Annotated in this window: 10 protein-coding genes; 6 read left to right on the plus strand and 4 right to left on the minus strand. The window is 68.5% G+C overall.

The annotated features are described in order from the left end of the window. Positions 1-880: 880 nt before the first annotated feature. A complete protein-coding gene (locus tag ACFSXZ_RS07745) occupies positions 881-2,698 on the plus strand; it encodes a GDSL-type esterase/lipase family protein (RefSeq protein WP_378262814.1) in 1,818 nt (605 codons plus the stop codon). A 46-nt stretch (positions 2,699-2,744) separates the two neighbouring features. Here ACFSXZ_RS07745 and ACFSXZ_RS07750 read toward each other — a convergent pair whose 3' ends face one another. The 4 genes from ACFSXZ_RS07750 to ACFSXZ_RS07765 all read right to left on the minus strand — a co-directional run bounded on the left by ACFSXZ_RS07750 (position 2,745) and on the right by ACFSXZ_RS07765 (position 6,268). Then, the gene (locus ACFSXZ_RS07750) at positions 2,745-3,068 is read right to left on the minus strand and encodes a hypothetical protein (RefSeq protein WP_378262816.1); all 324 of its coding nucleotides are present in this window, start codon (positions 3,066-3,068) and stop codon (positions 2,745-2,747) included. Between the two features lie 97 nt (positions 3,069-3,165). Next, complete coding sequence (locus tag ACFSXZ_RS07755; RefSeq protein ID WP_378262818.1) at positions 3,166-3,999, minus strand: carbohydrate ABC transporter permease; 834 nt, start codon at positions 3,997-3,999, stop codon at positions 3,166-3,168. Next, positions 3,999-4,943, minus strand: a complete 945-nt coding sequence (locus ACFSXZ_RS07760) for a carbohydrate ABC transporter permease (RefSeq protein ID WP_378262820.1) — start codon at positions 4,941-4,943, stop codon at positions 3,999-4,001. The genes ACFSXZ_RS07755 and ACFSXZ_RS07760 overlap by 1 nt, the downstream gene beginning before the upstream one ends. Then, a complete protein-coding gene (locus ACFSXZ_RS07765) occupies positions 4,940-6,268 on the minus strand; it encodes an ABC transporter substrate-binding protein (RefSeq protein WP_378262822.1) in 1,329 nt (442 codons plus the stop codon). Before ACFSXZ_RS07765 ends, ACFSXZ_RS07760 begins: the two co-directional genes overlap by 4 nt. A 270-nt stretch (positions 6,269-6,538) precedes the next feature. Here ACFSXZ_RS07765 and ACFSXZ_RS07770 point away from each other — a divergent pair, with 270 nt between their 5' ends. The 5 genes from ACFSXZ_RS07770 to ACFSXZ_RS07790 form a co-directional block, all read left to right on the plus strand. Further along, on the plus strand, positions 6,539-7,297 hold the full coding sequence (locus ACFSXZ_RS07770) for a DeoR/GlpR family DNA-binding transcription regulator (RefSeq protein ID WP_378262825.1): 759 nt from the start codon (positions 6,539-6,541) through the stop codon (positions 7,295-7,297). A gap of 85 nt (positions 7,298-7,382) precedes the next feature. Next, positions 7,383-8,675 (plus strand): alpha-glucosidase/alpha-galactosidase, encoded by a 1,293-nt coding sequence (gene melA / locus ACFSXZ_RS07775; protein WP_378262826.1) that lies wholly within the window; start codon positions 7,383-7,385, stop codon positions 8,673-8,675. Positions 8,676-8,686: 11 nt separating this feature from the next. Further along, on the plus strand, positions 8,687-9,622 hold the full coding sequence (locus ACFSXZ_RS07780; protein ID WP_378262828.1) for a carbohydrate kinase family protein: 936 nt from the start codon (positions 8,687-8,689) through the stop codon (positions 9,620-9,622). Continuing rightward, positions 9,623-10,516: an SIS domain-containing protein gene (locus tag ACFSXZ_RS07785; protein ID WP_378262830.1), complete on the plus strand. Its 894-nt coding sequence runs from the start codon at positions 9,623-9,625 to the stop codon at positions 10,514-10,516. Next, on the plus strand, positions 10,513-11,324 hold an 812-nt coding region (locus ACFSXZ_RS07790), incomplete at its 3' end, for a 1-phosphofructokinase family hexose kinase (RefSeq protein ID WP_378262832.1). The genes ACFSXZ_RS07785 and ACFSXZ_RS07790, both read left to right, overlap by 4 nt.

Here is an 11,324-nt window from a genome sequence, read left to right on the forward strand (position 1 = left end):
CAGCCGCTCCACGAACCCCGCACACTCGAACCGGACGAGGACGAGTCCACCGGAGAACAGTCCATAATAGACAATCAGGTCGAGTGCGAGGCAGCGTCAGATGAGCATGATGTCGGTGACAAGTCTCCGCAATCATACCCTCGGCCCAACCCCGAAGAGCCGCCGCCGTTCTGACGCCGTGAGCCGATTTCCGGGGATTTCTCAGACTTCGTTTCCGGGGGCGTTTGGGGTCTCGGTCCAGGACGCGATCGTGAGCCTGAGTGCGTCCCCAGCTTCTTCGTTGCCTTTTACGGCAACAGTGGCTCCTTCATCGTCCAGTCCCAGCGCTCTCGCCACCACCCGGCACCAATGCCGCCACCACCGCCACGGCGACAAGGAGTTCCGCGCTGCTTCAAACTGGTCGACGGCCGGACCGGCCTCCGATGCCGGGCAACCATTCCACCGGCAAATCCCGAAGGTCGCGGAATCACCGGTGGCATTGATTCCCCCGAATGGCGGCGATCGTAAGAAGGTTGTGCCTGCCGAAGACGCGGTGATAAGATCCAATGAAACGTTCCAATCCGCTGCAGAGGCACCTTCGGAATGCGAGATCAGCCGTGGCGCGACGGCACCGTGGGAGCAGTGGACCGGTCTGTCCAATATGGATACTCATGACCACGCGATGTTCGCGGGGGCCAGCGCGGCGCTGTACAGGCAGCTCGCCGGTCTAGCTCCGGCTCGCCGGGCTACTCCGCGATCGCCGTCGCATCACAGGTGCCCGCCGGTCTGAACCACGTCTCGGTGCGGAGCCGCTGCTGCCCGGTGCGACCACCCGGCGGTTCTTCGTGGGGCCCGGAACATGGCATTTCACCGTCGATCACTGTGCCCCCAGAGGAGGATCGTGAGTCCGTCACGTGGCAGACGCCGTATCGCACTGCATTTCGGCATCGTGCTCAGCCTGGTCTGGGCGGCGATCGTCGCCGGGAGCGCGGACCAGGCGGCAGCTTCGGCGACGTCCATCCCGACCGGCCTGCGCGACCTTTCCGCGGTGTTCGACAACGTCGGTATCAGTGCCGCCGGCGCGCCCGGCAGCGCGAACCTGGACGGGAGCGGGCACAGCCTGGTCGCCGAAGACCTCGTGGCCGCTGGCTGGGATGGTGGCCGTGCGGTCACCGTCGACGGCGCCCCGCTCAGGTTTCCCGCTTTCGCACCGGGCAGGCCCGACAACGTCGTCGCCGACGGGCAGCGCGTCCGGGGCGGCTTCGTGGGGGCGGCGCTGTCGTTTCTGGTGACCAGCACCGGCACCGCCACCACGGGAACCGGCGCGATCGCGTATGCCGACGGCCACGTCCAGAGCTACGAACTGGGCGCGCCCGACTGGTTCTTCGGGCCCGGCGACCGGATGACCGTGTCGTTCCCGCGCTGGAACACCCCTGACGGGCCGAGTCCGTTCTCGGCCAAGCTCTACACCGTTTCGATTCCGCTCGCCCCGGGCATTCCGGTCAAGGCGATCACCCTGCCGAAGATCAGCTCGGGCGGTTCCGCACCTTCTCTGCACGTGTTCGCCCTCGGTGTCCGGCCCGGGGCAGGCCCCTGGACGGCGACGTGGACGACGGCGACCGACGACGGCTTGGCCGCGGGACCGTGGACCGACCGCACGCTTCGTATGGTCGAGCACACCAGCCGTGGCGGGCTCGGCATGCGGATCAGACTGGACAACGCCTATGACCCCGGGCCGTTGCTCGTCGGCCACGCGACCATCGCGGTGCAGCGGGAGGGTTCGACACCGGTGAGCACGCCGGTCACCGTGACCTTCGGCGGGCGGCGGGAAGTGGGACTGCCGGCCGGCGGCCAGGCGGTCAGCGACCCCGTTCCGTTCTTCGTGCCCGCCGACGCGAATCTTCTGGTCAGCCTGTATCTGAAGGGCACTGTGCGCAACGCGCCCGCCCACAGCGTCGCGCTGCAGGACATGTACACCACCGCCGACGGCAGTGGTGATCACGCCGCCGACCGCGGTGATTTCCCCTCCACCGGGACGTTCGCCTTCTGGACGGTGCTCGCCGGAATCGACGTGGCGGGCCCGGTCCTCACCGGCAGTGTGGTCGCCTTCGGCGACTCGATCACCGACGGTTATTCGTCCACCCCCGGCACGAACAGCCGATGGCCGGATTTCCTGGCCCGGCGCGTGCTCGCGAGCAAACGGTTCTTCGCGCCCGGTGTGGTCAACGAAGGCATTTCCGCCAACAAGATCCTGCAAGACCAGTTCAGCGGATTCCCCGACGGCCGCACGGGCGGGGTGAGCGGTCTCGCCCGGCTGAATCACGATCTGATCAGCCAGCCGGGCGTCCGCACCGCGATCGTGCTCGAAGGCATCAACGACGTGAACGCCGGCACCCAGGCCACCGATGTGATCGCCGGCCTGACCCGGATCGCCGCCGAACTGCACGCGGCACGGGTGCGGGTCCTCGTGGGCACTCTCACGCCGATCAAGGGCTGCTCGTGCGCCACGGACGGGCACATGGCCGCCCGGGATCAGGTCAATGCCTTCATCCGGAACAACGCCGGTGTGTTCGACGGCTGGATCGACTTCGACGCCGCCGTCCGGGATCCCGGCGATCCGGAGGCGATGCTTCCCGTCTACGACTCCGGTGATCACCTTCACCCGAGTGATGCGGGATATCGCGTCATGGCCAACGCCATCCGTCTCGACGCGCTGTGAACATGGGCGTCGAGGCTGCGGATCACGCTACGGCGAACGCCCTTCGCTATTTCCGCAGAAATCCGGAGAGGCTGCTCAAGAGACCTAGCCCGGTGCTCGTGTTGTCGGCGAGCGTTTCGTTCTCCAGACCCTTCTTCAGGCCGAGCAGGCCGCCTGCTACGGCGCCCAGAGCCGTGCCCACGCCGGGCACTATCGATCCAGCGGTCGCGCCCGCGACCGCGCCGCCGACCAGACCCCAGGTGCCACCGATGACGCCGTGCACCATCCTGTCGGCCTCTTCGTTTCCCTGCTCGTCACGGACACGTTCGATTTCCTTGTTCATTTGGTAGAAGTACATCGGCCGGCCTTTCTCAACCAGAACCTCGTCCACGTCGGACCAGTCCAGTGTCCGTCGTCGATTCCAGAACGGTGGGATTCGCTCGGTAACGGATTTGTGGAGTGATTGTCTCGGCGCCGGTGGAGTCCGGTCATTTCACACTGCCCGCCAGCAGGCCGCTCACGATGTACCGGTTGAGGGTGACGCCGATGATCGCGGGCACCACGATGGCGAGTACGCCCGCCGCGCTCAGGAGGGTCGTCGGCACGATGTGTTGCCCTTGCAGCGCCTGCACGACGACGGTCAGTGGCTGGGTCGACAGGTCCGTGGAGAGCACCAACGGGAACAGGAACTGCGTCCAGGAGAACAGGAACGTGATGATCGCGGTCGAGATGATGCCGGGCCGGGCCAGGGGCAGCAGCACGTGCCGGAAGACCTGCATCCGGCTCGCGCCGTCGACGAGTCCGGCCTCTTCGACCGACGCCGGAAGGCTCAGCAGGTAGTTGTACATGATCCAGGTCGCCAGCGGCAGGAAGCCGGAGACGTAGACCAGCACGATGCCGGTGTAGGTGTTGACCAGGCCGAACTCCGTCATGATCTGGTACAGCGGAATCAGCGTGGTGTAAGCCGGAAATGCCATCGTCGCCAGCGTGGCGTAGAACAACACGGTGCGGCCCTTGAACTTCATCCGCGCGAAGGCATACGCGGCGAGGGTGGACAGGACCACGGTGACGAGGGTGGCCGCGGCGCACTCCACCACGATGTTGACCGCCGAGCCCCGGATCTGGCCCGGCAGCGAGCCGGAGCCGGTGAGCAGCGCCTGGTAGTTCTTCAAGGTCGGCGCGGGCGGCAGGTAGTGCGCGGGTTTGCCGCCGAACTGGGCTTCGGTCTGCAGACTGGTGTTGAGCGTCCAGTAGATCGGCACCAGCGACCACAGCAGGATGAACGCGATGCCCAGCCACCGCAACCGGATCCGGGCGCGCATCAGAACTCCACCGGCCGGTAGACGAGTTTCACCACGCCGAGCGACAACACCAGCGTGGCGATCGTGACGAGCAACGACAACGCGTACCCCTCACCGAAATTCAGGTTCTGGAAGCTCACCAGGTAGGTCTGGATCATCACCGAAGAGCCCGCGGGCGCGGCGCCGTTGAGCACGTACGGCTGATCGAAGACGTTGAGCGTGGTGATCACCGCCTGCACCATCGCGATCGCGATGCCGGGCCGGGCGAGCGGCAGGGTGACCCGCCAGAACGCCTGGAGGCCGGAACATCCGTCGAGGCGGGCCGCCTCGTAGAGGTCGCCGGGAATGTTCTGCAGCGCGGCCAGGATCAGCAGCGCCGACAGCGGGGTCATCTGCCACACCTGCACGATCTCGATCAGCAGGATCGTCAGCCACCGGTGCTCGCCGAGGAAGACGTGATAGTGATCGATCAGGTGCAGCGAGGTGAGCACGCTGTTGAGCAGGCCCGTGTTCGCGTCCCAGATCCCGGTCCAGACGATCCCTTCCACCACGCCGGGCAGTGCCCACGGCAGGATGAGGATCGCGATCAGCGCCGAGCGGCCGGCGAACCGATGCTGGAGCGTGACCGCCATCGCGATGCCGAGGAGGGTGGACAGCGCGGTGCCGATCAGCACGTACACGAGCGTGTTCACGCTGGCGTCGCGCAGCAGGGGATCGAGGAAGATCTGCCGGAAGTTGCCCAGACCGGTGAACCGGGTCGGCGGGTCGAGGGTGTCGACCTTGAAGAACGACTCCACGACGGTGAACCCGGCCGGGACCAGCGCCAGGCCGACGATGAAGATCGCCAGCGGTGCGACGAGCAGGTACGGCAGGAGGTCGGGCCGGCGGCGCCGTTTCGGCCGTGGTGACGCGTTTCCGGGGCCGGCCGCGACGGCCGGCCTGGCCGCGAGGCGTGCTCCGTTCACTGGCCGCTCGCCAGGCGGTTCGCGGTGTCGGCGATGGTCTTGATCGCCGCGTCGACCGACATCGACCCGGTCGCGGCCGCGTGCAGGTTCGTGTAGACCGCGGTGGAGAACTGCGGGTACCACGACGGGGCGCCGCCGGGAAAGACCGGCCGGGCCTGGGACTTCAGCAGCGACGCGAGCGTGTCACCGCCGATGAGATCGCCGTGGGTGTTGAGCCGGTCCACGGCGGTGAGCCGGGACGGCATGTTGTAGGCCGCCCACGCCTTGTCCGGCCCGTTGAGGCCGGCGAAGTCGGCCTGGTTCTCCGCGGAGGTGAACCATTCGATGAACTTCGCGGCGGCCGCCGGGTACTTGGCGTTGCGGGGAATGCCGATGCCGTCGGGGTTGCTCATGTTCGCGGCCTGCCCGCCTACGCCCGGCGTCGGCAGGTAGGCGACCTGATGGACCACGGTCGACGACGACGGCACGTCGTACAGGCTGCCGACATTGCCCGAGTAGTCGCCGAACACGCTCGCCGTCTCTCCGTGCGCCATCAACGTCTGCTGGCCCTGGCTGTCGGTCACGTTGATGTTCCCGGGGGCGACCAGACCCTGGCGCAGCGCGTCGACCATCCACTGTGCCGCCTTGAAGCCGGCCGAACCGGGTTCGGCGAACTGGGGCTTCCCCTGCTCGTCCAGCACCGTTCCGCCGAAGGCCGCGGTGGTCTGGTACCAGTACGTCGACAGGCCTTCGGCAGCGGCGAACGGGATGTCCAGCGGGTACTGCACGCCTCCCTTTTCCTTGACCTGCTTGAGATCCTGGGTGTACTGGTCGATTGTCGTGGGCATGGCCGTGACACCCGCGTCGGCGAACATCTTCTTGTTCACGGTGGCCACGAGGAACGAGGCGTCGTACGGGACGCCGACGACGTGGCCGCCGGTCGTGAACGACGAAAGCTGCGGCATGTCGGCGGTCAGCGCCTTGGTGTCGAGGTAGTTCTCCATGGGGTAGAACCAGTTGAGCTTGCCCAGCTGGCCCACCCGCGACCAGTCCACGTCGGTCGCGTCGGCGAAGTAGGTCTTCGCGGTGGCGGCCGCGGCGATCTTCGTCTGCAGGCTGTCCCAGTCGATGTTGGTCCAGTTGACCGTGATGCCGGTGGCCTTGGTGAAGGCGTCCAGTGCCGCCTGCGGCAGCGGCTGGGCGGCCAGGGTCACGTTGATCGTCACCCCGGTGGTCGCCGACGACGCGCCGCCGTCGCCGCCCGAGCAGGCGGTACCCACCAGGGCCAGACTGGACAGGATGGCGAAGCCTGCTGCCCGCCGGGCGTTGTTTCGCAGGGAGAACATGAGCGGCGCCTCTCGCAACCGGGGACGGACCGGGCCGTTGAACCGCGAGCAATCCGATCAGAATACGAGCATCAAACTGCGCGTTCTGTGATCGGAGTGTCCGAACAATGAGGAAGACTATGGCAGGCGTTCGCCGGACGGTCAACCGAGTGTTCGCTGGAATTGCGGTGTTCTTGGCGGAAACGGGGGCATTCGGGGACCTGTGCGCAAATTGCGCGCAGAACGGGTGTGCTGTGCGCAGTCCGACTGTTCGTGCGCTACTCTCGTCGCATGCGCCGCAACCAACGTCTCAACCAGATCCTGTCCACTGTGGTCGCGCACGGATCGATGGAGGTCCCGGGGCTGGCCGAGATGTTCGACGTGTCGCACGCGACCATCCGGCGTGATCTCGAACTGCTCGAGCAACAGCGGCTGGTCAGCCGGACCCGGGGCGGCGCGACGATCCACGCGGCGTTCAACGATCTGCCGCTGAGTTACAAGACGACGCAGGATCTGACGGAGAAGCGCAAGATCGCGCACGAGGCCCGCAAGTACCTGGCCGGAGCCCGGGTGATCGGGCTGACCGGCGGCACCACGCTCACCGAGTTCGCGGGGCCACTGCTGGAGCACGAGGGGCTCACGGTCGTGACCAACGCGCTCAACGTCGCCCTGCACCTGCTGGACAACCCGCGGCTACGGGTGTTCGCGGCGGGCGGGGAGATCCGCAGCAGCAGCCAGGAGGCGGTCGGCCACAGCGCCGAGGCCTTTCTGTCGGAATACAACCTCGACGTCGCCTTCATCGGCGTGGACGGGGTCGACGCCACCGCGGGCTGCACGAACTACGACCCCGCGGGTTCGCGGGCGAACGCGGTGATGCGCCGGCGCGCCCGGCGGACCATCGTGCTGGCCGACGCCACGAAGATCGGCCGGGTCGCGCTCGCGCAGGTGTGCGAGATGAGGGAGGTGGACCTGTTGATCACCGACGACCGGGCGGACGAGGCCATGGTGGGCGAGATCCGGGCGCTCGGGTGCGAGGTCACGCTCGTGTAGATCGATTGCGCAGGAAACGCGGGAAAACTGCGCGTTTGGATCGGAATCATTGTTTGTTTCGCGCAGTAGGTGTCATAGTGCGAGCATGACCAAGGTTGCGTTCATCGGGGCGGGCAGCGTCGAGTTCACTCGCAACGTCGTCACGGACCTGTGCGGGTTTCCCGAGTTGCGCGGTCAGCTGGAGCTGATGCTGCACGACATCGACGCCGAACGGCTCGGTTACGCGGAAGCGCTGGCACGCCGGATCAACGAGCAGACCGGGGCGGGCGCGCGGGTGGCCTCGAATACCGACCGTCAGGCCGCGGTCGAGGGCGCGGACTACGTGATCAACGAGATCCAGGTCGGCGGCTACGCCGCGACGCGGGCGGACTTCGACATCCCGGCGCGCTACGGGGTCCGGCAGACCATTTCGGACACGATCGGCGTCGGTGGCGTCTTCCGTGGCCTGCGGACGATTCCGGTGCTGATGGCGATCGGCGAAGACCTGGCGAAACTCGCGCCGGACTCCTACCTGCTCAACTACAGCAACCCGATGGCGATGCTGCCCTGGGCGGTGTATGCGGGCACGCCGTTCGACCGGGTCGCCGGGATGTGCCATTCGGTGCGGGACACCCACCGGTTCCTCGCCTCCCTGGCCGGGGTCCCGGTGTCCGAAGTGGACTTCTCGACCGCCGGGTTCAACCACCAGGCGTTCGTTCTTCGCTTCGAACACAACGGAACCGACCTGTATCCGAAGCTGCGTGCGGTGATCGAGGCGGACCCTGAGCTCCAAAGGCGGGTCCGGGTGGAGATCTTCCGCCGGTTCGGCTATTTCCCGACCGAGTCCAGCGAGCACGGGGCGGAATACGTGCCGTGGTTCCTGCGCCACGACGAAGAGATCGACCATTTCCGCATTCCGGTCGGCGAGTACCTGCGCCGGTCCGAGCGCAACCTCGACGAGTACCAGGAGACCCGCGAGGAGTTGGAGAGCGGCGCCCCGCTCGCGCTGACGCCGACCTCCGAACTCGCTTCGGAGTTCATCCACGCGCATCAGACCGGTGTGGCGAGGGAGATCTACCTGAACGTCCGCAACGACGGGTTGATCAGCAACCTGCCACCGGAGTGCTGTGTCGAGGTGCCTGCTCTCGTCGACGGCTCGGGACCTCATCCGCGATCGGTCGGGGCACTGCCGCCACAGCTGGCCGCGCTCAACCGCACGTTCCTCAACGTCGTCGAACTCACCGTGCGCGCTGTGCTGGACGGCGACCGGCGGCACGTCTACCAGGCCGTGCTGCTCGACCCGAACGCGGCCGCCGTGCTGACCACGCGCCAGGCCGTGGCGCTGTGCGACGGACTCTTCGAAGCGCACGGTGACCTCATGCCGGCAGCGTTGCGCTGACCATGTCCACCGTGCTCGTTGTCGGGGACGCGAACCCCGACCTTGTGCTCCGCGGTGACGTGGTGCCCCGGTTCGGTCAGGCGGAGCAGTTGCTCGACGACGCCGCCCTGCTCATCGGCGGTTCGGCGGCGATCACCGCGCACGGCTTCGCCCGGCTGGGCCGGCCGGTGTCGCTGCTGGCCGCGGTCGGCTGCGACGGGCTGGCCGCGCCGATGCTCGCCGAGCTGACCGCCGCCGGGGTCCGCCTGTGCGTCGTCGAACGCGCCACGGAACCGACCGGACTGACCGTCGTGTTGTCGCGAGTGGCGGACCGGGCGATGCTGACCCGGCCCGGCGCGATCCCGACCCTCACCGGCGCCGAGGTGCGGCAGGCCGCGGCCGGGATCCCGGATCTGGGGCATGTGCATGTCGCCTCGCTGTTCTTGCAGCCCTCGCTGACCACCGAACTACCCGGCGTGCTCGAAGATCTTCGGGCCGGTGGCGTCACGGTTTCCCTCGACACCAACGACGATCCGCGCGGCACCTGGCGTGGGGTGGCCGAACTGCTGCCCCACGTGGATGTCCTGCTGCCCAACGAATCGGAGGCGGTCGCCCTCGCCCGGACGATCACCGGCCGGGCCATCGGCGAGGCGGCGGCAGCGGCCCGTGAACTGGCCGGGTACGGCGTGCTCGTGGCGGTGAAGCGGGGAGCGCGAGGGGCGCTGGCCGTTACCGCGGACGGAACGGTCCGAAGCGTGGACGCGGTGCCCTGCGAACCCGTCGACACCACGGGTGCCGGGGACACCTTCGACGCCGCCTTCCTCGACGGCTGGCTGGCGGGAAAACCGCTCGACGAGTGCCTGCGCCGAGGGGTGGCCGCCGGAACGGCGGCGGTCACCGCCGTCGGCGGCACGGCCGGCCAGCCGTCCGCCGGAGAACTCGACCGACAAACACGGGAAAGGCCCTGAATGTCACAACAGCAGCCCCATGTGGTCCGGGAGATCCGCCGCCAGCCCGAGACCTGGGCGCAGGCGCTGGGCCTGCTCCCCGGCGTGCGGGACGTGCTGCCGCGCACGGGGGAACGCGTGGCCGTGCTCGGCTGCGGCACGTCCTGGTTCATGGCCATGGCCTATGCCGGACTTCGCGAAGCGGCGGGGGAGGGCGAGACGGACGCGTTCGCCGCCAGCCGGTTTCCCGCCGGGCGGCGCTATGACCGGGTTCTGGTGATCTCTCGCTCCGGCACGACGACCGAGGTCCTTCGCGCCATCGAGCGTGCGGACGCGCCGGTGACCGCCGTGACGGCGCTGAAGGACGGCCCGGTGGCACGGGCGGCGCGCGAGGTGATCGTGCTCGACTTCGCCGACGAACGATCGGTGGTCCAGACCTTGTTCGCGACCACGACCTTGATGCTGCTGCGCGGTTCGCTCGGCGAACCGCTTGATGAGGTCATCGAGCAGGCCGCCGGTGCGCTGGACGCGGAACTGCCCGGTGACGTCGAGAACGCCGGGCAGTTCACCTTCCTCGGCGACGGCTGGCGGTACGGCACGAGTCTGGAAGCCGCCCTGAAGATGCGGGAAGGCGCGCGGTTGTGGACCGAGGCCTACCCGCAGCTGGAATATCGGCACGGGCCGATCTCGATCGCCGAAGCGGGCCGGGTGGTATGGCTTTTCGGGGCGCCCGCGCCGGGTCTCGTCGCCGATATCGCGGCGACCGGCGCGACCGTGGTCGCCGACGAACTGGACCCGGTGGCGGACCTCGTCCGCGTGCAGGCGCTGACCGTCCGCCGCGCGCTGGCCGCCGGGTTCGACCCGGACCGGCCGCGCTCGCTGACCCGCTCGATCGTGCTGGACGAACCGGCGTGATCCTGTGCCTGTGCCCGAGTCCGGCGATCGACGTGACCTACGAGGTGAGCGCCTTCCACGCCGGTGGCACCACCCGGGTCCGGCGGGTGACCCGCCGGCCCGGCGGCAAGGCCGTCAACGTCGCGCGAGTACTCACCGCGCTCGGGGATCCGGCCGTCGTGCTGGCACCCGTCGGCGGCAGCACCGGTGAGGAGTTCCGGTCCGGCCTGACCGCGCTGGGCGTGCCCATCGAGATCGTCCATTCCGGACACTCGACCCGGCACACCGTGACGGTGGTCGACGCGGCGACAGGACAGGCGTCCGTGCTCACCGAGCCGGCCGTGGTCGACTCGTGGCCCGCGGTGGAGGAGCGGTTCCATGCGCTGTTGAGCAGCGCGAGCGGAGTCGTCATCAGCGGCTCGTTGCCCGGGAACGTGCGGCCGGAGGCTCTGGCGGTACTGGCCGGGGCGGCGCGGGAAGCGCGGCTTCCGGTCGTGGTGGACACCAGTGGCCCGGCCCTCGCCGGGGCGCTACCCGGCAAGCCGACGGTCGTCAAGCCGAACGCCGCGGAACTGGCGGAGCTGAGCGGTCATCCGGATGTCCTGGCCGCGGCACGGGACCTGGCCGACGGCCATGGGATCGCCGTGGTCGTCTCGCTGGGCGCCGACGGACTCGTCGCCGTCGACGGCGGGGGCGGCTGGCGTGCCCGCCCGGCCCGCCCGGTGCGCGGCAACCCGACGGGTGCGGGGGACGCGCTCGTCGCCGGTCTGGCGAGGGGACTCGCCGTCGGCAAGGCGCTGGGTGATCTGCTCGCCGACGCGGTCGCGCT

Origin of the sequence: Amycolatopsis pigmentata, from assembly GCF_042684065.1 — a bacterium.
Lineage (GTDB): Bacteria > Actinomycetota > Actinomycetes > Mycobacteriales > Pseudonocardiaceae > Amycolatopsis_E > Amycolatopsis_E pigmentata.

What these genes read in the sequence shown, in the direction of transcription:
- ACFSXZ_RS07755 (WP_378262818.1), bottom strand. Translation starts at nt 3,999, where the DNA reads ATGCGCGCCCGGATCCGGTTGCGGTGGCTGGGCATCGCGTTCATCCTG.
- ACFSXZ_RS07765 (WP_378262822.1), bottom strand. Translation starts at nt 6,268, where the DNA reads ATGTTCTCCCTGCGAAACAACGCCCGGCGGGCAGCAGGCTTCGCCATC.
- ACFSXZ_RS07770 (WP_378262825.1), top strand. Translation starts at nt 6,539, where the DNA reads ATGCGCCGCAACCAACGTCTCAACCAGATCCTGTCCACTGTGGTCGCG.
- melA (WP_378262826.1), top strand. Translation starts at nt 7,383, where the DNA reads ATGACCAAGGTTGCGTTCATCGGGGCGGGCAGCGTCGAGTTCACTCGC.
- ACFSXZ_RS07785 (WP_378262830.1), top strand. Translation starts at nt 9,623, where the DNA reads ATGTCACAACAGCAGCCCCATGTGGTCCGGGAGATCCGCCGCCAGCCC.